The sequence below is a fragment of the Rheinheimera sediminis genome, from assembly GCF_004005375.1.
In the GTDB taxonomy this organism is placed as follows: Bacteria; Pseudomonadota; Gammaproteobacteria; order Enterobacterales; family Alteromonadaceae; genus Pararheinheimera.
Genome location: NZ_RZUF01000013.1, coordinates 1 through 23,378 on the forward strand (window position 1 = coordinate 1; position 23,378 = coordinate 23,378).

22 protein-coding genes are annotated in these 23,378 nt (G+C 47.2%); 21 read left to right on the plus strand and 1 reads right to left on the minus strand.

Features of this window, described 5'->3' with window-relative positions; all coding sequences use genetic code 11:
• Window positions 1-53 precede the first annotated feature (53 nt).
• Window positions 54-590, minus strand: a complete 537-nt coding sequence (fldB, locus tag EMM73_RS10150; protein ID WP_127686321.1) for a flavodoxin FldB — start codon at window positions 588-590, stop codon at window positions 54-56.
• A gap of 94 nt (window positions 591-684) precedes the next feature.
• Here fldB and xerD point away from each other — a divergent pair, with 94 nt between their 5' ends.
• The 21 genes from xerD (at window position 685) to EMM73_RS10255 (ending at window position 23,376) form a co-directional block, all read left to right on the plus strand.
• Window positions 685-1,590, plus strand: a complete 906-nt coding sequence (gene xerD, locus EMM73_RS10155; protein ID WP_127686322.1) for a site-specific tyrosine recombinase XerD — start codon at window positions 685-687, stop codon at window positions 1,588-1,590.
• Window positions 1,591-1,611: 21 nt separating this feature from the next.
• Window positions 1,612-2,319 carry a bifunctional protein-disulfide isomerase/oxidoreductase DsbC gene (gene dsbC / locus EMM73_RS10160; RefSeq protein ID WP_127686323.1) on the plus strand — a complete coding sequence of 236 codons (708 nt, stop codon included), beginning with the start codon at window positions 1,612-1,614 and terminating at the stop codon, window positions 2,317-2,319.
• Window positions 2,320-2,331: 12 nt separating this feature from the next.
• Window positions 2,332-4,062 carry a single-stranded-DNA-specific exonuclease RecJ gene (recJ, locus tag EMM73_RS10165; RefSeq protein ID WP_222422644.1) on the plus strand — a complete coding sequence of 577 codons (1,731 nt, stop codon included), beginning with the start codon at window positions 2,332-2,334 and terminating at the stop codon, window positions 4,060-4,062.
• A 150-nt stretch (window positions 4,063-4,212) separates the two neighbouring features.
• Window positions 4,213-5,311 (plus strand): peptide chain release factor 2 gene (gene prfB, locus EMM73_RS10170; protein WP_186435181.1). Its coding sequence is split into 2 segments (ribosomal slippage): window positions 4,213-4,287 and window positions 4,289-5,311, totalling 1,098 coding nucleotides; the frame shifts between segments, so codons are not numbered across the junction.
• 25 nt (window positions 5,312-5,336) lie between these two features.
• Window positions 5,337-6,863, plus strand: a complete 1,527-nt coding sequence (lysS, locus tag EMM73_RS10175; RefSeq protein WP_127686325.1) for a lysine--tRNA ligase — start codon at window positions 5,337-5,339, stop codon at window positions 6,861-6,863.
• 196 nt (window positions 6,864-7,059) lie between these two features.
• The gene (locus EMM73_RS10180) at window positions 7,060-8,697 is read left to right on the plus strand and encodes a CTP synthase (protein WP_127686326.1); all 1,638 of its coding nucleotides are present in this window, start codon (window positions 7,060-7,062) and stop codon (window positions 8,695-8,697) included.
• A gap of 61 nt (window positions 8,698-8,758) precedes the next feature.
• Window positions 8,759-10,054 carry a phosphopyruvate hydratase gene (gene eno / locus EMM73_RS10185; protein ID WP_127686327.1) on the plus strand — a complete coding sequence of 432 codons (1,296 nt, stop codon included), beginning with the start codon at window positions 8,759-8,761 and terminating at the stop codon, window positions 10,052-10,054.
• An 85-nt stretch (window positions 10,055-10,139) separates the two neighbouring features.
• On the plus strand, window positions 10,140-10,784 hold the full coding sequence (locus tag EMM73_RS10190; RefSeq protein ID WP_127686328.1) for a hypothetical protein: 645 nt from the start codon (window positions 10,140-10,142) through the stop codon (window positions 10,782-10,784).
• Between the two features lie 104 nt (window positions 10,785-10,888).
• Window positions 10,889-11,173: a cell division protein FtsB gene (gene ftsB / locus EMM73_RS10195; protein ID WP_127686329.1), complete on the plus strand. Its 285-nt coding sequence runs from the start codon at window positions 10,889-10,891 to the stop codon at window positions 11,171-11,173.
• Complete coding sequence (gene ispD, locus EMM73_RS10200; RefSeq protein ID WP_127686330.1) at window positions 11,170-11,865, plus strand: 2-C-methyl-D-erythritol 4-phosphate cytidylyltransferase; 696 nt, start codon at window positions 11,170-11,172, stop codon at window positions 11,863-11,865. The genes ftsB and ispD overlap by 4 nt, the downstream gene beginning before the upstream one ends.
• Complete coding sequence (ispF, locus tag EMM73_RS10205) at window positions 11,865-12,344, plus strand: 2-C-methyl-D-erythritol 2,4-cyclodiphosphate synthase (protein ID WP_127686433.1); 480 nt, start codon at window positions 11,865-11,867, stop codon at window positions 12,342-12,344. The genes ispD and ispF overlap by 1 nt, the downstream gene beginning before the upstream one ends.
• A complete protein-coding gene (gene truD, locus EMM73_RS10210; RefSeq protein WP_127686331.1) occupies window positions 12,344-13,396 on the plus strand; it encodes a tRNA pseudouridine(13) synthase TruD in 1,053 nt (350 codons plus the stop codon). Before ispF ends, truD begins: the two co-directional genes overlap by 1 nt.
• Before the next feature lie 28 nt (window positions 13,397-13,424).
• Window positions 13,425-14,177 (plus strand): 5'/3'-nucleotidase SurE, encoded by a 753-nt coding sequence (gene surE, locus EMM73_RS10215; RefSeq protein ID WP_127686332.1) that lies wholly within the window; start codon window positions 13,425-13,427, stop codon window positions 14,175-14,177.
• Window positions 14,178-14,180: 3 nt separating this feature from the next.
• Window positions 14,181-14,819 (plus strand): protein-L-isoaspartate(D-aspartate) O-methyltransferase, encoded by a 639-nt coding sequence (locus EMM73_RS10220; protein ID WP_127686333.1) that lies wholly within the window; start codon window positions 14,181-14,183, stop codon window positions 14,817-14,819.
• 18 nt (window positions 14,820-14,837) lie between these two features.
• Window positions 14,838-15,416, plus strand: a complete 579-nt coding sequence (locus EMM73_RS10225; protein ID WP_127686334.1) for a YqaA family protein — start codon at window positions 14,838-14,840, stop codon at window positions 15,414-15,416.
• 30 nt (window positions 15,417-15,446) lie between these two features.
• Window positions 15,447-16,271, plus strand: coding sequence for a peptidoglycan DD-metalloendopeptidase family protein (locus EMM73_RS10230; protein WP_261373378.1), 825 nt, complete (start codon window positions 15,447-15,449; stop codon window positions 16,269-16,271).
• Between the two features lie 96 nt (window positions 16,272-16,367).
• Window positions 16,368-17,375 carry an RNA polymerase sigma factor RpoS gene (gene rpoS / locus EMM73_RS10235; protein WP_127686336.1) on the plus strand — a complete coding sequence of 336 codons (1,008 nt, stop codon included), beginning with the start codon at window positions 16,368-16,370 and terminating at the stop codon, window positions 17,373-17,375.
• A 166-nt stretch (window positions 17,376-17,541) separates the two neighbouring features.
• Entirely contained in the window at window positions 17,542-18,993 is a 1,452-nt protein-coding gene (locus EMM73_RS10240; RefSeq protein ID WP_127686337.1) for a circularly permuted type 2 ATP-grasp protein, read from the plus strand.
• Between the two features lie 3 nt (window positions 18,994-18,996).
• Window positions 18,997-19,956 carry an alpha-E domain-containing protein gene (locus EMM73_RS10245; RefSeq protein ID WP_127686338.1) on the plus strand — a complete coding sequence of 320 codons (960 nt, stop codon included), beginning with the start codon at window positions 18,997-18,999 and terminating at the stop codon, window positions 19,954-19,956.
• 2 nt (window positions 19,957-19,958) lie between these two features.
• Entirely contained in the window at window positions 19,959-22,433 is a 2,475-nt protein-coding gene (locus EMM73_RS10250; RefSeq protein WP_127686339.1) for a circularly permuted type 2 ATP-grasp protein, read from the plus strand.
• 61 nt (window positions 22,434-22,494) lie between these two features.
• Window positions 22,495-23,376 (plus strand): transglutaminase family protein, encoded by an 882-nt coding sequence (locus EMM73_RS10255; protein WP_127686340.1) that lies wholly within the window; start codon window positions 22,495-22,497, stop codon window positions 23,374-23,376.
• Window positions 23,377-23,378: the final 2 nt, after the last annotated feature.

Sequence of the window (23,378 nt, forward strand, 5' to 3'; positions counted from 1 at the left end):
ACACCGAGAGGCTAATGGGTGACCCCATTTTAATTTTTTGCCAAGTTTTTAAGTTACAGTGCTATTAATTCGCTCATTAATTGGGTGAGCCAGGTATTCAAACGCTGGTCTGTTTGGTCATACTGATTTTCTTCATCTAATGCTAAACCATAGAACAAGGTACCGTCTGCTGTTGTTGCCTTAGAAGCGATAAAGTCATAGCCCTCAACAGGCCAGAAACCAATGCGAATGCAATCTTGTGGTGCTATGGCTTGATGCAGCATTCCCACGGCATCCTGAAACCACTCTGCATAACCCAGTTGATCGCCCATGCCGTAAATGGCAACAATTTTGCCGCTTAAATCAACACTTTTGATGTCGTCCCAGTGTGCTTCCCAGTCTTCCTGCAACTCACCAAAATCCCAGGTTGATATGCCTAATATCAGCAAATCATAGTCAGTCATTCGTGTCAGAGGCTGATCTTTAATATTATGAAGTGTTACACTGCTGCCATCAGGCATGCTCGGGTCGGCGCTTAAAAGCACTTGAATTTTTTCTGCCACTATCTCTGTGTAGCAGGTGGTAGAGCCGTAAAAAAGACCAATTTTCATCTGATGGGACTCAGCATTTTCTGTGGGCTGCAGTGTAGCAGAAGCGTCGAAATCAACAAAGTCAGGCAAAGTAAATTAACCCGGGAGCAGATACGTGGCGCTAGTGTTGGCCGTTTCAGAACAACAACTGATAAAGGCCTTTTTAGACCAGATCTGGCTGGATAAAGGTGTCAGCGAACATACGTTAAGTGCTTATGGCACAGACTTAACGAAATTCGCATTATTTTTGCAGCAACAGGGACAGCAACTGGTCTCTGTTGATCAAATGTTGCTCAACAGCTATTTGGCGTTTCGGGTGGATCAGGGCTTTAGTCCACGTAGCACCTCCAGAACCTTAAGCAGTTTGCGACGTTTTTATCGACACCTGCATAAAACTAAACAAATCAGAGAAAATCCATTATCCGAGGTGTTTAATCCAAAAATTGGCCGCTCTCTACCTAAGACTTTGTCCGAGCATGACGTGGATTTATTGCTTTCCGCGCCTGATGTCAGCGATTTAATTCAATTTCGTGACAAAGTGATGTTAGAAATTCTCTACGCAGCCGGTCTCCGAGTCTCGGAGCTGGTAGGTTTAACCTTACAGCAAATAAATCTGCGCCAAGGTTTGGTCAGGGTGACAGGCAAAGGTAAAAAAGAACGGCTGGTCCCTTTGGGTGAAACTGCAGTGGAGTGGCTAGACAATTACCTGAGACAAGGACGTGGCTTGCTGCTTGATGGACAGAGTGATGTAGTCTTTCCAAGTAGTAGAGGGCAACAAATGACCCGACAAACCTTCTGGCACCGGATTAAATTTTATGCCAAAGTGGCGGGCATTAGTGCAGAGTTGTCACCGCATACGGTACGGCATGCTTTTGCCACTCATTTATTGAATCATGGCGCAGATTTGCGGGTCGTACAGCTGTTATTGGGGCATAGCGATTTATCGACCACCCAAATTTATACCCATGTGGCGCAAGCCCGTTTACAAAGTTTACATCAACAACATCATCCCAGAGGCTAGCTTTGGGTTCAGGAAATACAGATGAAGAAGTTTAGCTACCTCGCCGTAATGGCTGCCTTTTTAAGTACCGGATTAACAGCTCAGGTCAGTTTGCCTGAAGTGAATAAAGCCTTCTCTGAAGTGGGTTTAAATGTCAAAGCTGTAGCTGAATCGACAGTGCCAGGCATGTTGCAGGTACAAACCGACAAAGGCTTATTTTTTATGTCAGAAAATAAGCAGTATCTGTTTGAGGGCAATATTTACGATTTAAAAACCAAAAAGCTGGTGAATGAAGACATTCTGAAAGATATCCGTAAAGCGGGTGTTAAAGAATTTAACGACTCAGCAATTGAGTTTAAAGCGGCTGATGAAAAATACGTGGTGCATGTATTTACTGACACCAGTTGCGGTTATTGCCGTAAGTTACATAATGAAATGGCCGACCTGAACAAAGCTGGTATTACAGTGCGTTATCTGGCGTTCCCTCGGGGTGGTATACAGTCTGCGACTTACGATGAATTGCAATCCATCTGGTGTGCGAAAGACACCCAACAGGCGATGACTGACGGTAAAGCCGGTAAAGCGGTAAAACAAGCCAGTTGCAAGAACACTGTGGCTCAGCAGTATGAACTTGGCCAGAGCTTTGGTATCAATGGTACTCCGGCATTAATTCTACCTGATGGTCGTTTAATTCCAGGATACCAACCAGCAGCAGCATTAGCTGCCACCTTGAGTCAAGAAGCGCCCTAAGCAGGTTTCAGTTTGAGTATCACTAAAGCAATACAACGCCGGTCTGTGCCGGCTATTTCGTCTGAATTGGCGCAGTACCACCCGGTGATCCAGCGTATTTACGCCAGCCGCGGTATTGAAAGCTCACTGCAACTGGCGCGAGGTGCCGCTCAGTTACTGCCTTTTACTTTGCTTAAAGGCATGACTGCTGCCGTTGCTTTGTTGGTTGATGCGTTGCAGCAGCAACAGCACATTGTCATAGTTGGCGACTTTGATGCCGACGGTGCCACCAGCACAGCCACTTTGCTGACCGGCTTAAAAAGCCTGGGTTTTAAGCATGTGGAGTATCTGGTGCCCAACCGTTTTGAATACGGTTATGGCTTGTCTGTCGAGATGGCAGAAATTGCTGTGGCTCAGGGCGCTCAGCTGATAGTGACTGTCGACAATGGTATTTCAGCGATAGACGGTATAGCGCTGGCGAAAAAAATGGGCGTGAAAGTGCTGGTCACAGACCACCATTTAGCTGGCAATGAACTACCGGATGCTGACGCTATCGTCAATCCAAACCAGCCGGGTTGTGACTTTCCCAGTAAGCAGCTGGCTGGTGTAGGGGTGGCCTTTTATCTGTTGTTAGCGCTGCGTGCTGAACTTCGTACTCAAGGTTATTTTACTGAAACTCAGCCTGAACCTAATTTAGCTGATCTATTGGATCTGGTGGCTTTAGGCACAGTTGCTGATGTAGTGCCACTGGATACCAATAACAGAATTCTGGTGTATCAAGGCCTACAACGTATTCGTAGCGGTAAAGCAAGACCAGGTATTGTCGCACTGATGGATGTTGCCAACCGTAAAGCGGAGAAACTGACAGCCCAGGATTTTGGTTTTGCCTTAGCGCCGCGCTTAAATGCTGCCGGGCGTTTAGACGATATGGGGCTTGGTATCAGCTGTTTATTAGCGCCTGATTTGCCCCGCGCCCGTATGTACGCCGCGGAGCTTGACAGTTTAAACGTTGAGCGCCGTGAAATAGAGCAGGGCATGCAGCAGGAAGCGCAAGCTTATCTGCAGCGTCTGTCTTTTGCTGCTGAAGAGTTGCCTGATGCCTTGTGTTTGTATCAAAGCGATTGGCATCAGGGCGTGATAGGTATTCTGGCTGGCCGGATTAAAGAGCAATACCACAGACCTGTACTGGTGTTTGCACAAGGCGATGCAGGCGAGCTGAAAGGTTCAGCCCGTTCTATTCCCGGCCTGCATATTCGCGATTTATTGGATGAAGTCTCTACCCAATACCCAGGCCTGATTAAAAAGTTTGGTGGCCATGCCATGGCGGCTGGTTTAACTATTGCCGAAGAGCGGTTTGAAACTTTTAAGCTGGCGCTGAATTTTGTCGCCAAAAAGTATCTAACCCCTGAGCTTTTGACCGCAGTACTCTTTACTGACGGAGATTTGAGCAGTGATTGTTTGTCTGTACCTTTTGCCCAGCTGTTACAACAGGCTGGACCTTGGGGGCAAGCTTTTCCTGAGCCGGTATTTGAAGGGGTATTTATCATACGCCAACAACGTCTGCTGGCGGATAAACACCTGAAACTGATGCTGGAGTCCAGTGATGGTAATCTGGTCGATGCCATCTGGTTTAATGCCGACAACAAAGCCTGGCCTGATGCCAACGTCAAAAAAATCCGCGTGGCTTATCAGCTCGATATCAACGACTACCGTGACCAGCAGTCTGTGCAGTTGATTGTCCGGTTGATTGAAAAAATCTGTTAGTTCCATGCTAAACGGATCCTGCACAGCTTATGTTGCAAAGCCAGTGCAGGATCCTGTCCAACTCTTTCAACAGAAAATCGTCGGGATGGCTGCATGTCTGCGGAAAAATTGCTACAATCGCCACCAATTTTTTTCTAAGCGCCTTAAATCATGTTTGAAGTAAATCCGGTATACAACGCCATTAAAGACCTGACTGAACGCACCAATGTGCTTCGGGGGTATCTTTGACTACGACGCCAAAAAAGAAAAGCTAGAAGAAGTCAGCCGTGAGCTGGAAGATTCTGCCGTCTGGAACAACCCCGAAAATGCACAGGCATTAGGTAAAGAACGTTCAGCGCTGGAACAGATTGTCGGCACCATAGACAAACTGGATCAGGGCCTGGAAGACGTGGCTGGCTTAGTGGAGTTAGCGGTTGAAGCCGAAGACGAAGATACCTTTCTCGAGGCTCAGGCTGAACTGGCCGATTTAGAATTACAGCTGGCGAAGCTGGAATTCCGTCGTATGTTTTCGGGCAAAAGCGATCCAAGCGATTGTTACCTGGATATTCAATCTGGTTCTGGTGGTACAGAAGCTCAGGACTGGGCCAGCATGTTAATGCGTATGTATCTGCGTTGGGGCGAAGCCAAAGGCTTTAAACCTGAGTTATACGAAGTGACAGACGGCGACGTGGCAGGCATCAAAGGTTGTACCATCAAATTTACCGGCGAATATGCTTATGGCTGGTTACGTACTGAAACTGGTGTACACCGTTTAGTGCGTAAAAGCCCGTTTGACTCAGGCAACCGTCGCCATACGTCTTTTGCATCCGTGTTTGTGTCACCAGAAGTGGATGACGATATTGAAATCGAAATCAACCCGGCCGACTTACGGATAGATACCTACCGTGCTTCAGGCGCTGGTGGTCAGCACGTCAACAGAACCGACTCAGCGGTGCGTATTACTCACTTACCGACCAATATTGTGGTGCAGTGTCAGAACGACAGATCACAACACAAAAACCGCGATAACGCCTACAAGCAGTTACGCGCCAAGTTGTATGAGTTTGAACTGCAAAAACAAAACGCCGAAAAACAAGCACTGGAAGACACCAAGTCGGATATCGGCTGGGGCAGTCAAATCCGCTCTTATGTGCTGGATGACTCGCGTATTAAAGACTTACGCACAGGCGTTGAAACCCGCAATACCCAGTCGGTATTGGACGGCGATCTCGACAAATTTATCGAAGCCAGCTTAAAAGCCGGTTTATAATTCAGTGTAAAATCAGGAACTTATCATGTCTGAACAGAATACTCCTATTGAAGAACATCAGGACGTCAATAAACTGATTGCTGAGCGTAAACATAAGCTGGCCGGATTACGTGAACTGGGTAACCCATTTCCAAATGATTTTCGCCGTGATGCCACTTCCGATCAGATCCATGCCCAGTACGAGCATCTGAGCAAAGAAGAGCTGGAAGAGAAAAAAGTTCGCGTTACTGTGGCCGGCCGGATTATGTTTCGCCGAGTTATGGGTAAAGCCAGCTTCGCCATTATTCAAGACGTTGGCGGCAAAATTCAGCTGTATGCTGCATTGAAAAGTTTGCCAGGTGATGTATACGAAGAAGGCTTTAAGAAATGGGATTTAGGCGACATCATAGGCGGTAGCGGTGTGTTGTTTAAAACTCAGACCGGTGAGCTGACGGTGTGGTTAGACGAAATCCGTTTACTGACCAAAGCCTTGCGTCCACTGCCAGACAAATTCCACGGTTTAACTGACCAGGAAGCCTGTTACCGTCAGCGTTATTTAGATTTGATTGTGAACGATCAGTCACGCAAAACCTTTTTAATCCGTTCAAAAACTGTGGCCTATATCCGTCAGTTTTTTAACAGCAAAGGCTTCTTAGAAGTAGAAACCCCAATGCTGCAAAGCATTCCAGGTGGTGCTTCGGCTCGTCCTTTTGAGACGCACCACAATGCGCTGGATATGCAAATGTTCCTGCGTATTGCACCAGAGCTGTATTTAAAGCGTTTAGTGGTCGGTGGTTTTGAAAAAGTATTTGAGCTGAACCGTAACTTCCGCAACGAAGGCGTTTCCACCCGTCATAACCCAGAATTCACTATGCTGGAATTCTACTGGGCTTATGCCGATTACAACGACTTAATGGATATCACTGAAGAGTTATTCCGTGGTCTGGCGCAGTCTGTGCTGGGCACCACTGAAGTGCCTTATCAGGGCAACCTGTTTGACTTCGGCAAACCTTTTGCCCGTATGTCAGTGACTGAATCTATTCTGCACTACAACCCTGAAGTGAAAATTGAGCAGTTAACGACCCGTGAAGCTGTGGCTGAATTGGCTAAGTCGTTAGGCATTGAAGTCAAAGCCAACTATGGCCATGGCCGTATTCTGATGGAAGTCTTTGATGAGCTGGTCGAAACCAAGCTGCAACAACCTACTTTTATCACTGAGTACCCGGCTGAGATTTCTCCGCTGGCCCGTCGTAATGATCACAATCCGGAAATCACTGACCGTTTTGAGTTCTTTATCGGTGGTCGTGAATTAGGCAATGGTTTTAGCGAATTAAACGATGCTGAAGATCAGGCTGAACGTTTCCGTGAACAGGTTGCGCAAAAAGAAGCCGGTGATGATGAAGCCATGTACTACGACGAAGATTTCGTCACAGCTTTGGAACATGGTCTACCTCCAACTGCAGGTCAGGGTATTGGTATCGACCGTCTGGTGATGTTACTGGCCGATGCGCCAAGTATCCGTGACGTCATTCTGTTCCCGCATATGCGTCATAGCGATAAACAGGGTTCGTAACAGGTACCCAACAAAGGCAGCGCAAGCTGCCTTTGTTTTATCGTTTTTAGCCAAAATCTAAGCCCATAATTGCGCTTTATTGATTTATTCTGTTTTTATCCAGCCTTTTGATTGAGCGACAAGCCGCCCTTTGTTATAATTTCCCCCCGTCCTAAGTTCGTAAATTCTTTATTGCCAATGGCGTCTCAGGGGTCTCATGACTACAAGATACATCTTCGTGACGGGTGGGGTTGTCTCATCCTTAGGTAAAGGCATTGCTGCAGCATCCTTAGCTGCTATTTTAGAAGCCCGTGGCCTGAAAGTGACCATCCTTAAACTGGATCCGTACATCAACCTGGATCCGGGCACCATGAGCCCTATTCAACACGGTGAAGTGTACGTCACAGAAGACGGTGCAGAAACCGACCTCGATTTAGGTCACTATGAGCGGTTTATCCGCACCAAAATGACCAAACGTAATAACTTCACTCAAGGCCGTATTTACTCAGACGTTTTACGTCGTGAGCGCCGTGGTGATTATTTAGGCGCCACTATTCAGGTGATCCCTCATATCACCAATGAAATCAAAAGTCGTGTGATTGCAGGCGCCGAAGGCTACGACATCGCTATCGTAGAGATTGGTGGCACTGTAGGTGATATCGAATCCTTACCATTTTTGGAAGCTATTCGTCAGTTAGGGACTGAAATTGGCCGCGAACGCGCCATGTTTATGCACCTGACTTTAGTGCCATATCTGGGCACTGCCGGTGAAATTAAAACCAAACCTACTCAGCATTCTGTGAAAGAGCTTCGTTCTATTGGGATTCAGCCTGATATTCTGGTTTGCCGTTCTGACCGTGCTATTCCATCCAACGAGCGCGCTAAAATTGCACTCTTTACCAATGTGGAAGAACGTGCCGTTATTTCATTAAAAGACGTGTCCAGCATTTACCAAATTCCTGCGCTGTTAAAATCACAGGGTCTGGATGAATTAGTAGTACGCCGTTTCCATATGACGTGCCCTGAAGCTGACCTGACCGAGTGGGAACAGGTGTTGTATCAGGAGTCCAACCCGACTGGTGAAATCACAGTAGGTATGGTGGGTAAGTATGTTGAATTGCCGGACGCTTATAAATCAGTCAACGAAGCCTTAAACCATGCTGGTTTAAAAAACCGTTTAACTGTGCATATCAAATACATTGATTCGCAAGATGTCGAAAGCAAAGGCACAGATATTTTGGGCACTGTAGACGCTATTCTGGTGCCTGGTGGTTTTGGTGAACGTGGCGTGGAAGGTAAAATTATGGCCGCCCGTTATGCCCGTGAACACAAAGTGCCTTACCTTGGTATTTGTTTAGGTATGCAAGTGGCGTTGATTGAATATGCCCGTAACGTAGCAGGTATGAAAGACGCACACTCGACAGAGTTTAATAAGAACACGCCTTACCCTGTGGTGGGTCTCATCACAGAATGGCTGGACTCGGACGGTAATGTTGAACAGCGGACCGACAGGTCTGATATGGGCGGCACTATGCGTTTGGGCAGCCAAAACTGTAACCTCAAAGCCAATACAAAGGCCCGCGAGATCTATGGCAGCGACATCGTCAGCGAACGTCATCGTCACAGATACGAAGTGAACAACAACTATGTTGCTCAGCTCGAAGAGGCTGGCTTAAAGATCTCTGGTTTGTCGGCGGACAACCAGCTGGTTGAAATGATTGAAATACCTACACACCCATGGTTTGTGGCGGGGCAGTTCCATCCGGAATTTAACTCAACGCCACGTGACGGACATCCGTTATTCCAGGGCTTCGTGGCCGCCGCTTATAAATATCAGAAACAGCAACTCGTTTAATTTGATTAAAGCCGGGCCTCACAGTCCGGCTTTTGTTTATGCAGCATATAAGGGGATTTACATGTCTGAGATCGTCAATATTATCGCCCGTGAGATCATGGATTCACGCGGTAACCCAACTGTAGAAGCCGACGTTTTCCTGGCCAGTGGTGCCATGGGGCGTGGCTGTGCGCCATCAGGTGCTTCTACCGGTACCCGTGAAGCTTTAGAACTGCGTGATGGCGATAAAAGCCGTTATTTGGGTAAAGGCGTGCGTACTGCAGTAGCCAATATCGATGGCCCAATCAAAGCCGCTTTACTGGGTAAAAGTGCCTATAAACAAGCTGAAGTGGACCAGATCATGATCGACCTGGACGGCACTGAGTCTAAGTCTAAATTAGGCGCAAACGCTATTCTGGCTGTGTCTTTAGCTGTAGCCCGCGCAGCTGCTGCTGACAAAAAAATCCCACTGTATCAGCACATTGCTGACTTAAACGGCACACCTGGCCTGTATTCCATGCCAGTACCTATGATGAATATCATCAACGGTGGTGAGCATGCGGATAACAACGTTGATATTCAGGAGTTTATGGTGCAGCCTGTGGGCGCTAAAACTTTCGCTGAAGCTCTGCGTATGGGCGCCGAAATTTTCCACCAGCTGAAAAAAGAACTGCACAGCCAGGGCTTAAACACAGCTGTAGGTGATGAAGGTGGTTTTGCTCCGGATCTGAAATCAAACGAAGAAGCTTTAACTGTGATTTCTAAAGCAGTGGCTTCAGCTGGTTATGAGCTGAACAAAGACATCACTTTAGCCTTAGACTGTGCTGCCTCTGAGTTTTATGTCGATGGTAAATACAAACTGTCTGGCGAAGGCAAAGAATTCACTTCTTATGAATTCAATGACTTCCTGGCCGGTTTAGCCAGTCGTTTCCCTATCATTTCTATTGAAGACGGCTTAGACGAGTCGGATTGGGATGGCTGGAAAGACATGACCAATAAAATGGGCGATAAAATCCAGCTAGTGGGCGACGATTTATTCGTGACTAACACCAAGATCCTGACCCGTGGTATTGAGCAGGGCATTGGTAACTCCATCCTGATCAAATTTAACCAAATCGGTAGTTTAACTGAAACTTTAGCCGCTATTAAAATGGCAAAAGACGCGGGTTTCACTGCAGTGATTTCACACCGTTCAGGCGAAACTGAAGATTCCTTTATTGCTGACTTAGCTGTAGGTACAGCTGCTGGTCAAATCAAAACAGGTTCTTTATGCCGTTCAGACCGCGTGTCTAAGTACAACCAATTACTGCGTATTGAGCAGGAGTTAGGTGCTAAAGCGCCGTATCGTGGCCGCGTAGAAATTAAAGGTCAGGTGTAAGCCAGGCCAGATAAACTGAACAAGGGGTCAGGGTCTGTCATTCAGACCCCTTGATTGGTTTTGCTCCCTTGATTACCATCAACGGATGAAAAAACATTCAGCCGATCAACATCAGCTGTGGCATGGCCCGGCGCAGGACCTGACTTATACAGAGCTTTGTAATGCTTTGTATGAACGGGAGTTGATGCGTTATGCCAAAACTGCCCCCGAGTTTTTAGCTGGTCTTCCTAAAAAAATCGCCAGTTTACCTTTTTATATCCGCCGCGCTGCCAGCAGTATTTTGTCGCATAAATCTCCGCTTGAAATCGATAGCCAGAATGCCAGTTGGATGGGACGCCAAAGTCCACAATGTCCGGCCAAAGAGCAGGGCATAGAGCAAATTGAACAGTTTTATTTGAAACACAACAAACTGGCTTTATTAGTCCCTGTGTACCAAAACCAGCAGTCGCAGGAAACCGTCTGGCTGGATTCAGTGGATGAAATTGATTTGGCAGGGCAAAGGTTACACTGTAACGAACATGGCTGGTTTAGTTTTAACGGCACCCCTCTTACTGACGAAAACAGTGATAAATTCCTGCTTAAGCCGACAAAAAGCTTAATGACGGCAGCTTGTTGCGGTCATCAATGGCTAAACGGCGAGCGCAAAAGCCCACGAGTGCTGAGTTTAAGAGAATTATTGTTGGCAAGCCGGCTGAATTGGCAGAACTTCGCTAAACCTTTTCAACCTTAAGCCGCTTTTTTCCGCAGCAAGCCTTTGTTTTCGGCTTTATTAGGGCTTTCCAGTCAGGCCGATAAGCTTCATAATACTATTGTGTATTTATTTTTTGGTTCGTTATGCGCCTGTTAGTTTTACTGCTATTTATACTGCTTGCAGCACTTCAGCACCGCTTATGGCTTGGCCAGCATAGCGTGATGGAGTATTGGGCGCATAAAACTGAATTGGCGAAGATGGAACAACAAAATGAGGTCCTGGCGAAACGCAATAAATTGCTTAAAGCAGATGTGACTGACCTGCAAATAGGGCTGGATGCGATTGAAGAGCGCGCCCGCAACGAATTAGGTTTGATCGGACAAGACGAAGTATTTTTTCGGATTATTACCCCGCTGGATAAAAAATGACCGCTATTCCTGCTATTGCGACTGTGATCCCGGCCGCTGGTGTTGGCAAACGAATGAAAGCGGATAAGCCCAAGCAGTACCTGCCACTTTGTGGTCTGACTGTGCTGGAGCAAACTCTGCATCGCTTAAAACAAGTTCCTGCTTTACAGCAGTTTTATCTGGCGCTAAGCCCGGACGATCCTTATTTTCCCGACCTACCTTTAGCCGCTGACCGACAAATTCAACGAGTGGATGGCGGAAGCGAGCGGGCTAATTCTGTGCTCAATGCTTTAATTCAGATTGATGCACAGCAGTACCCCTGGGTTCTGGTGCATGATGCCGCCAGGCCTGTAGTGCGAGTCAGCGATATTGAGTTGTTAATTCAGTGCTGTCTGCAAAATGAACAGGGTGGTATTTTAGCTACGCCAGTACGGGATACAATGAAGCTCGCTACAGCTGAGAACACTGTAAAGCAAACCGTGGATCGCACAACTTTATGGCATGCCTACACGCCACAGCTATTTCCGACTGTTTTACTCAGAGAGGCGTTGCAACGAGCTTTAGCTCAGGGCGTGGCTATTACCGATGAGGCCAGCGCTATGGAATGGGCCGGATGGCCTGTCCAGTTAGTGCAGGGCCATTCTGACAATATCAAAATTACTCAGGCTGAAGATTTAGCTTTGGCCACTTTTTATCTGGAGCATTCTGTATGATGCCGTTTCGTATTGGTCATGGTTTTGATGTGCATGCTTTTGGTGGCGAAGGCCCTATTACTTTAGGTGGCGTAAAAATACCTTACGGACAAGGTTTACTGGCGCATTCAGATGGCGACGTGGTGTTACATGCTGTGTCCGATGCATTGTTAGGCGCTATGGCTTTAGGGGATATTGGTCATCATTTCCCTGACACAGATGCGGCCTTTAAAGGTATAGACAGCCGTATTTTGTTGCGAAAAGTATTTGCTGATGTCAAAGCTTTGGGTTACGAAGTCGGTAATCTGGATGTGACTATTATGGCTCAGGCACCAAAAATGGCTCCTCATGTCGATGCGATGCGCGCCTGTATTGCCGAGGATCTGGTCTGTGGTTTATCGCAAGTCAATGTCAAAGCGACTACAACAGAGAAACTGGGTTTTGTTGGTCGTAAAGAAGGCATAGCTGTTGAAGCGGTAGTGCTGTTGGTGAAATCCTGATGCAAAATACAGTACAGCTGCCAAGCTTAAGTTATTTATATGGTCAGCCTGAAACGACCGCTTTATTGCGTGTACAACCTGATGATTTTATTGTGCATGAAGAGCTTAGCTTTACGCCCACCGGTGCTGGCGAACATATGCTGCTATTGGTGGAAAAAATTGGCCAGAATACTCAGTATGTCGCCAAACTGCTGGCTGAATTAGCTGGCTGTAAAGCGCGCCAGGTCAGTTATGCCGGGTTAAAAGACCGACACGCCGTTACCCGTCAGTGGTTTTGTTTACCTGTGCCCATTAAGCAAGAATTAAACTGGCAAGAGTGGAACATCGAAGGCGTCAAAATTCTCGACAGCATACGACATCAGCGCCGCTTAAAATTAGGCTCGATAAAATACAATGAGTTTAGCCTGACGTTGCGCGATGTCAGCGATATTCCAGCGCTGCTAAAGCGACTGGAGTTGGTGAAACAAGGCGTGCCGAATTATTACGGCGAACAACGTTTTGGCATTCAGGGCGGCAATTTACGTCTAGCCGAGCAGCTGTTTTCCGGTGGCGGTATTGAGGACCGCAAAATTCGAGGTTTAGCATTGTCGGCCAGCCGTTCATTTTTGTTTAATTTACAGGTCGATGCCCGTGTCAAAGCTGGCACTTTTAATCAGCTTCTTAAAGGCGAAGTGGTACAGCTGGATGGTTCAGGCTCAATTTTTAAAGTGCCTGAAATTGATGAGACCTTAAAACAACGATTACTGGATGCCGACATTCACCCAACAGCAGGTTTACCAGGCTTAGGTGAGCCTTTAATTGCGGCAGAAGCGCTGACCTTTGAGCAACAGAGTCTGACGCAATGGCAGCATTGGGTCAACAAACTGGCACAACTGAATGTCAGGGCAGAACGGCGCAGTATCAGAGTGTTGCCGAAAGATTTAAAGGCCGAAGTACAGGGCCAAAATGTAAAAATTAGCTTTAAACTCTATTCTGGTTGTTTTGCTACCTCTGTACTAAGAGAGCTGGTGGATTATCAGGACGTACAGCGTAATTACGCCACTTTGGATTAATCGATTTTATGGCGACGGCGGGTGATGAATGCGGATTTTATTGAGTAACGACGATGGCGTATATGCTAAAGGTATACAGGTATTGCAGCAGGCCTTATCTGAAATTGCAGAAGTAACTACGGTAGGACCGGATCGTAATTGCAGCGGCGCCAGTAACTCACTGACCTTGCTTAACCCTTTACGTACACAACAACTGGACAATGGTTTTATTGCAGTCAATGGCACACCAACAGATTGCGTGCATTTGGCTATTAGTCAGTTATTGGCTGATACACCAGATCTGGTCGTAGCTGGTATTAATCACGGCGCTAATTTAGGTGACGATGTATTGTATTCAGGCACAGTGGCTGCAGCGACAGAAGGCCGGCATTTAGGTTTACCTGCTATTGCTGTCTCTTTGGCCGGGCGAGATGAGCAGCATTTTGCTACAGCTGCCTATGTGACTGTTCAGGTGATTAAAAAGCTTAAATCTCACCCTCTGCCTGCAGATCAAATCTTAAATATTAATGTTCCTGCTATCCCCTTAGAACAACTCAAAGGTATTCAGGTGACTCGTTTAGGCCGGCGCCATAAAGCTGAAACTATGCAAAGTTCAACTGATCCCTGGGGGAGAGCCATTTATTGGTACGGCTCTTTAGGGCCAGAGCTCGATGCAGGCCCGGGCACTGATTTTTATGCCGTCGCTCAGGGTTTTGCTTCAATTACCCCTTTGCATGTGGATATGACTGCTTATCGTAGTATGGAATTGTTAACGGACTGGTTAGATGGAATTGAGTGTTAAGTTATGGCTGTAGTGACCCATCGCAGTGCCGCGGTATTGGCACAGAAACTTCAGCAAGATGGCATTCAGGACTCAAGAGTGTTAGCTGCTATAGCACAAACTCCACGGCATTTATTCGTTGAAGCTGTGCTGGCACACAAGGCCTACGAAAATACCGCTTTGCCCATAGGTCAAGGGCAAACCATTTCACAGCCTTATATAGTGGCGAAAATGACAGAGTTACTGCTGCAATCGCAACAATGTCAAAAAGTACTGGAAATCGGTACTGGTTCAGGTTACCAAACCGCGGTATTAGCGCGTTTATTTTCACAAGTTTGTAGTGTAGAGCGTATAAAGTCGTTGCAGTTTCAAGCCAAGCGTCGTTTGCAGCAGCTGGACTTGCATAATGTGTCTATGAAACATGGTGACGGTTGGCTTGGATGGGCAACCAAAGCTCCTTTTGACTGTATTATAGTCACAGCGGCACCTCATCAAGTGCCACAAGCCTTGCTACAACAACTGGATGAAGGTGGGATACTGGTGATCCCTGTTGGGGCTCAGGAACAGGTATTAAGGGTATTTACTCGTGTAGGTGATACCTTTGAACAGAAAGACGTTGAGGCGGTACGTTTTGTGCCATTAGTGCCAGGCGAGCTGGCGTAATTAATAAGGACAATGTAGTTGAAAATTTTTCAATGGATGTATGACAAAGCTCTGGTCTGGGCCAGGCATCGCCACGCTGAACGTTATTTAGCAGGTTTAAGTTTTACTGAATCCGTCATTTTCCCTATTCCACCTGATGTAATGCTGGCTCCTATGGCGCTTGCTCAACCAGAAAAGGCCTGGCGATTTGCCTGGGTGACGACTTTGTTCTCAGTATTGGGTGGTATTTGCGGCTATTTCCTCGGATTGTGGTTATATGAACCCGTCGTGTTGCCCGTAGTTGAATATATGGGCTATCAGGAAACCTTTGCCAAAGTAGAACATTGGTTTACAACCTATGGGGTTTGGGTGGTATTCATTGCTGGTTTTTCGCCTGTTCCTTACAAGCTATTTACCGTAGGCGCTGGTTTAATGAATATGGCATTTTTGCCTTTTGTCATTGCTTCTTTTGTCGGTCGAGCCAGTCGTTTCTTTCTGGTGGCTGGATTGATGTACTGGGGCGGTGAAAAAATGCAGCAAAAACTGCGGGATATAGTTGACTGGCTTGGCTGGGGCACAGTAGCACTTGGCGGTGTTTTGTATTTGGTCTATCGCTAATTAATGAAATCTTTTTGTCTGTGTTGTCTGGTGTTTTTCTTAAGCGCTTGTAGCTCAAGAGAATCACCAGCGCCTGTCACTACACTCAATGACATCAAAAACTATTATAAAAAATATCCTCAGGGAGAGCCCGGTTCTTCGCATGTAGTGCAGCCGGGTGACACGCTTTATTCCATCGCATTCCGCGCAGGTGTGGATTACCGTCAGCTGGCAAAACAAAACAATATTGCGCCACCTTATCGTATTTTGGTAGGGCAGAGAATACATTTAGTTAATAATTATGCAACATATCCAGCGTCTGGAAAGCCTGCTTTGGCGTTAAAAGGCCAAAAAAACACGACCAGTGCTGTAAAGACTCCGAAACAAACTCAAGATAAATTAACAAGTCCTAACAAAGCTATTGCGCGTAACAATCAAACGGGTTATGTTCAGAACCGGACAGTAAAGGAAAATGCAACTTCAGCGACGAGTGCTGTTTCTAGTTCAAAAGTGCGGTGGGCATGGCCAGTTCGCGGACCTATACTGGCGGGGTTTTCCAACGCTGAACATGGTAACAAAGGATTGGATATAGGAGGAAAAGCAGGTACTCCTATAAAAGCAGCAGCAGCGGGCGAAGTGGTTTATGCGGGTAATGCACTAAGAGGCTACGGCAATCTGGTGATTATTCGTCACAATGACGACTTTTTAAGTGCCTACGCTCATAACAGGAAATTATTGGTGAAGGAGCGTGATACTGTCGTAAGTGGACAAACTATAGCCGAAATGGGCAATACAGATGCACCCTCAGTTCGGTTGCATTTTGAGATCCGTTTTCGTGGTAAAACTGTAGACCCAAAACGATACTTAAATAATTAAATACAATAATAAAAAAACATCACCCCGAAAGGGCAAAAGGTAGGGATACCAAGCAGTTCAGGTGATACCCAAAGCTTGTAGAAGTGGGAGAAGGATATGGGCCATAAAGATGACGATGATGTAATAGAATTTAAAGAAGCCGAATTAACGGATGATATTAGTGATGTTAGTTTAGTGGATGACGACAGTGCCGAACCAGATTTAGCTGCTTTGGCAGCGGAAGAAGACAATACTACTGAAGACGTATTTACCCCTAATGATAACCAGCGTGCTATGGACGCGACCCAGATTTATCTGGGAGAAATTGGTTTTTCCCCCTTATTATCCGCCGAAGAAGAAGTGTATTTTTCCCGCCTTGCGCTCAAAGGCGACAAAGCAGCCCGTAAACGTATGATTGAAAGTAATTTACGTTTAGTGGTGAAAATTGCCCGCCGTTATATTAATCGTGGTTTAGCTTTGCTGGATCTGATTGAAGAGGGCAATCTGGGCCTGATCCGGGCCGTGGAAAAATTTGATCCTGAACGCGGTTTCCGTTTTTCAACTTATGCCACCTGGTGGATCCGCCAAACCATAGAACGGGCCATCATGAACCAGACCCGAACCATTCGTTTGCCTATTCATGTGGTCAAAGAGCTGAATATCTATCTGCGTGCCGCCCGCGAGTTATCACAACGACTCGATCATGAGCCGACACCTGAGGAAATTGCAGCAGCCTTAGACAGGCCGGTTGAAGAAGTTCGCAAAATGTTGAAGTTGAACGAAAAAATTACTTCAGTGGACACTCCGGTTCCCGGTTCATCAGAGAAGCAGTTGCTTGACGTATTGGCGGATGAAAAAGAACTAGGCCCTGAAACTGAATTACAGGATGCTGATATTCGTCAGCATTTGGTGATTTGGTTGGATGAACTTAATGCTAAACAACGCGAAGTGTTAGCCCGACGTTTTGGCCTGTTAGGCTATGAGCCGTCGACGCTGGAGGATGTAGGTAAAGAAATTGGTTTAACCCGCGAACGAGTGCGGCAAATTCAGGTAGAGGCTCTTCGTCGCCTGCGTGAAATCGTCACTCACCAGGGGCTGAATATCGAAACCTTATTCCAGGAATAGTCTGTAAAGATGGGGTCAGATCACAGTGTTAACTATTGACTTAACACTGTGATCTGACCCCATTTTTTTGGGCTGGCACAACCCTTGCTCTTTTCTGATACAGAACAAAAAAAGCAGGCCTTGAACTGATGTTGTTCGGGTTGTATCGGACGGGAAGGAGTCGCCAATGGGTGCAAAAAGTTTTGGGCACTATCAACAAATTGAGCAGTGTTTTGATGAGTTGGTACAAGCGGATGGACAAATACGATCACCAGCTGCTGCTATAGCCCGTTTTATAGATCGTCATGGTTCTGCTGAGCTGATTCAGAGGCAAAATCAGTTAAATCAAACGATTAGCTCTATGGGTGTCTGTTTTACCTTGTATTCAGACGGTAATAATATTGATCGTTGTTGGCCCTTGGATGTGATGCCGCGTACCATTCCCAGCTCAGAATGGCAAAAAACCAGTGCTGGCTTAAAACAGCGCCTGGCTGCGTTAAACCTGTTTATCGATGACTTGTATCACGACCAGCGTATTCTTAAGGACGGTGTAGTACCATCGGATTTAGTGCTGGATTCCCGCAATTATCTTGCACCATGTAAGGGCATTTCGCCCCTTTATGGGGTGTGGGCCAATATATGTGGGACTGATTTGGTGCGTGATGGTTCTGGCCAGTTTTTAGTGCTGGAAGATAATTTACGGGTGCCGTCCGGTGTGTCCTATATGCTGGAAAACCGCACCGTGATGAAACGAGTCTTTCCGGAATTATTTGCCGACTCTTTTATCTACCCTGTAGACGATTACCCACATCAGCTCTGGCGCATGTTAGCCTCTTTATCGCCTCGCCCTGGTGACGTGCCTTGCATAGTACTGCTGACTCCTGGTGTCTATAACTCAGCTTATTTTGAGCATAGCTTTTTAGCTCAGCAAATGGGTGTTGAACTTGCCGAAAATACAGATTTAGTGGTGCAGGACGACATAGTTTATTTAAAAACTCTGCATGGCTTGCAGCGTGTCGATGTGATTTACCGCAGAGTGGATGATGTGTTTATCGATCCGCTGGCGTTTCGGCCTGATTCAGTCTTGGGTATTCCGGGTTTAATTAAGGCTTGGGCCAAAGGTAATGTGTCTATCGCTAACGCTCCTGGCTCTGGTGTGGCGGACGACAAAGTGATTTATGCTTATGTACCGCAAATCATTAATTATTATCTGGGTGAGCAGCCGCTGATTGACAATGTTCCCACCTATTTATGTCTAGACGCAAAGCAGCGTGAGTATGTGCTGGCCAATCTGGATCAACTGGTGGTGAAGCCTGCCAATGAATCCGGTGGTTATGGCATTTTAATAGGCCCACGTTCCACTAAAGAAGAACAACAACAGATGGCGGAAGCCATCAAAGCCAATCCTCGTAATTTTATTGCCCAGCCGACACTGGCGTTATCCACTGCCCCTACTTTATGTGATGGCGTGCTCGAACCACGGCATTTAGATTTACGGCCCTTTATTTTGCAGGGCAGAGATTTGTACTGCACCACAGGCGGATTAAGCAGGGTGGCGCTGAAAAAAGGCTCTTTGGTGGTCAACTCGTCGCAAGGCGGCGGTAGCAAAGATACCTGGATCATCAACGATGAGGTCTGATTTATGTTATTAAAATCTTTAGATCATATATTCTGGTTAGGTCGTTATCTGGAACGACTGGACGACACGGCCCGCTTAATCAATGCCACCAGCCATTTACTAATAGATAGTCACAAAGACAGCCAGTTTAGCTGGCCTTTATTGCTGGATGTGTTAGGCCAGAATAGCGAGGAACTTTTGAGTCAGCTACCCGTCAGCGATTTAACGGTAGAGCAGCAGGTCATGGGATATCTAATTACAGATGTCTACAGTCAGGTATCGATACGTTCGGCCTGCAGCGCGTTAAAACAAAACGCCAGAACAGTGCGACAGCTGATCCCCCGAGATATGTGGGAGGAATTGAATTCACTGGATTTGTTTTTACAAGAGCATTGCCAACAATTACAGGGACGTCAGCACAGATACCGTTTAATGACCGAAGTGAGTCGTCGCTGCCAAATGGTGGTGGGGGTGCTGGATGGCACCATGCTGCGCAGTGATGCGTTCGATTTGTTTAATATTGGCCGGCACTTAGAGCGGGCTGATATGACGACCCGTATTATGGATGTAATGGTGTTACAGCAGTTGCAACCGACCGATATCAAAAGACCACGATTTCGCTGGACTTCGATCTTAAATGCCCTGGGCGGGGTAGAGTCGTATCACTATTATCTGGCGCATCAAAACACCGAAGTGGATGCGGTGGATTATTTACTGACGTATGCTGATTTCCCTCGCTCTATTGCCTATTGTCTGAACAGAGTGGCGGCTTCTGCCAAAGCTCTACCTCATGGTGCTGCTATTTTGCAACGGGTCTGGCTGTTACAGGACTTGTTAAAAACACAACAGCTGGCGGAACTAACGACAGGCCAGCTGCATCAGCTGATCGATCAACTTCAGACAGGAATCATTGAATTGCATCAGGTCATCAGCACTCCTTCACTTGAGTTTTCTTCAGAGCTCAGTCAACAAATGTCGGCTTGAGGATGGCAGTGCAAAGTCAGCAATTCAACGAACAGCAGCTTTGGGTGGACTTGCCGCAGTGGCAACAGTTACAACTCTGGTGGCAGCAACAGTCTGAGCCGCAGCTGTTGCAGTTGCATACGGAGCTGCAGCATCAACTGCGGGAAAATGGTGCCACTTTTGATCCCTGGCTGGAGCAGCAACGGCAGCTGGATTTAATGCCTTGGCTGGTCAGTGACTCTGAGTGGCAGCAGCTGCAAGCTGGAGTAAAGCAGCGACAATTGCTGCTCTCGATGATCTTGCAGGACTTGTATGGCCCCCAGCAGCTGATCCAACAGGGTCTGCTACCAGCTGAACTGATTTTTCAGAATAAAAACTATTTGTTGCCTTGCCACCAGTTGGTACCTACTCATCAGCAGTGGCTGAGCTTACTGGCTGTGGATATAGGTCGGGATAGCAAAGGCCAGTTTTGTGTCTATGCCGATCAAAGCCAGATGCCAGCAGGATTAGGTTTTGTGTTAGAACACAGGCTGGCCTTTAACCACTGCATTGGTGAGCTGAATCACAGCATAGGTAAAAGTCAGCTGGCTGGTTTTTTCCGTAAATTGCAGCTGGTGTTTGCACAGGGCACTGGCCATACAGCCGAAGGGCGACGGCCACTTTGTGGTTTATTAACCCATGGCAAACGGGATGCTGCTTATTTTGAACATGCCTTTTTAGCCAATTATTTAGATATAGCCCTGATGCACAGTGCCGATCTGATGTTTAAAGACGGTGCTTTATGGCTTAAAACAGTTACAGGTTTACAGCAGGTCGACAGCCTGATGCGCTATTTACCCGATGCACGTTGTGACGCATTGGAACTGGACCCGGATTCAACAGGCACTGCAGGTTTATTGCAAAGCATCCGTCAGCAGCAGCTATTTTGTGCCAATCCACCGGGAGCTGCCTTAGTGGACTCCGGTGTGTTATTGCCTTTTTTACCGCAATTATGCCGGGTACTGTTGAATGAAGAGTTGCAGCTACCTGGCACTGCGGCTGTTTGGTGTGGTGAACCTGATCTGCTACAGCAGGTGTTGTCTGATGCCATGCAGTATAGGTTCCATCGGGTCGACACTGGCCAAAGCTGGCTTTGGGCTCAGCTGGATCCGTTGCAACAACAGCAGTTGCAGCAGCAACTGCAGGCAGAGCCCAGACTTTTTATTGCCATCCATTTGCTGCCTTTAAGCACAGTGCCTTGCTGGAATGCGACTCAAGGCGAGCATCAGCAATATGGCGTGTTGCGGTTATTTGGATTGTTGTCCGAGCAGCATAGTCCTGCTGTGATGCCGGGCGCTTTGGCTCGTATCAGCCCGGATCCGCTTTCTTTGCAACATCTGTACACTATGGGATTTGTTGCTAAAGATGTCTGGGTACTGGCCGACCAGGACCACGCGGTTAGCCTGCTGCAAAATACCCAAAAGCGAATTTTATTGTCCCGCCACAGTGGATTACTACCAAGCAGAGTGGCTGATCATTTGTTCTGGTTAGGCCGTTATAACGAAAGGCTGAACTTAGTGTGCCGGGCTTTACGTTACACAGTGCCGCTCTTAACCAGCTTCCAGGTAACAGCCATTCAGCAACATGACAGCAGAGCTTTAGTCCGGTTTTGCCTGCAGGCCAATGGCACTTTGCCTACCAGTGCAGCTTTGAGTTCGTTGCAACACACCAGTGCCTTGCAACAGGCCTTAAGTGAGCTCTTTTCACTGCAACATCCGGCAGGTTTAGCACAGGTGTTGAAAAACTTACTCTTTAATGCACAGTCGGTGCGGGAATATTTCAGCGAGGATACTTGGTATGTGCTGGACAAATTACAACTGGCGCTGACGCAGTGGCCTCATCCGCTGAACTGGCAACAGCCACAACAAATGGTGCGTTTGTTGGATGAAGTGATTTTATTACAGACCGCTATTTATGGGCTGAATAACGAAACCATGAGCCGAACTCAAACACTGCGATTTATGGATCTGGGCCAGCATCTGGAAAGGGCTCTACAAAGTGTCACTTTGCTGCAGGAAGTTTTTGTGTTTGAGCAGGGGCATAGCTGCAGCGCCTCCTTGATGGAATCCGTGCTGCGGATGACAGATACGCTGATGACTTACAGACGCCGTTATAAAACCGAACTGCATCCGCTGGCTGTGATTGACTTACTGCTACTGGACGACAGCACGCCACGCTCTGTAGGCTATCAATGCGCCCGTCTTGCCAGTCAAATTCAGCAATTGCCTAAGCCAGGAGCCGCCGCAGTGCTGAGTCGTGAGCAAAAATTGGCGGTGGAACTGGTGTCTTTGCTACAACTAGCGGAACCTGAACAACTCTTTGATGACCAGTTAATGGCGACACCAGAGCTGAGCCAGTTGTTACAGCAGCTGCATGCTGTACTGAGGCAATTATCCGACAGCATAACATTGTCTTATTTCAGCCACGCCGAAGCTGGCACTTCCTGGCAGAGTTTTTAATGGGCATTGACTTGAACACCGGACGGGCGGGTGCAAGACCCGCCCCTACAAGGCCGCACCTATGAAGTACCAGATCCGCCATCTGACCCGTTATTGTTATCAGCATCCTGTAGCTAACAGTTATAATTTGGCGTGTTTACAGCCAAGGCAATTACCAGGTCAGGAGCTTTGTAGTTTCAGTCTGGACGTAGCGCCGACAGCCTCTTCTGTCTATGCCAAAACGGATAGCTTTGGCAATACTCAGCATTTTATCCATTTGCAACCGCCTCATCAGCAGCTCACTGTCACCGCCCATTCAGTGCTGGAAGTTATGCCGCGTCAGCACAGTCTGGCACTGGATTTAACTCAGGCCTGGCCACAGGTTGTGGCTTTTTTCCAGCAGCGGCAAGGCTATTCAGCGGAGCAACTTAAAGCACTGTTATGCACTGGAGCAAGCCGGATGATCCCGGTATTGCCAGAAACTAAGGCGCTGATCCAGAGTATTGCCGACCCCAAACTTACAGTGTTGCAGTTGGCACAGCAGCTGACGGATTTAATATTTCAGCAGTTTGAATACGACCCTGAATTTAGCTCAGTCGTCACTCCTGTATCTGAAGTGCTGCAGCACAAAAAAGGCGTTTGCCAGGATTTTGCTCAACTGGCGATCAGTTGTTTACGAGCTTTAGGTATTCCTTGCCGTTATGTCAGTGGTTACCTGGAGACATCGCCACCAGAAGGTCAGCCACGTTTAATAGGAGCAGATGCCTCTCATGCCTGGTTTGCTGTGTACGATCCGGAGCTGGGTTGGGTAGATTTTGATCCTACCAATAACCTGATGCCAGAAGATCGCCATATCACTTTGGCCTATGGCCGTGATTATGCCGACCTGGTACCGTTAAAAGGTCTGTTGCAAGGCCATGGCGTGCATCAGTTAGAAGTGGAAGTGGATGTCATGCCGATTTGAGC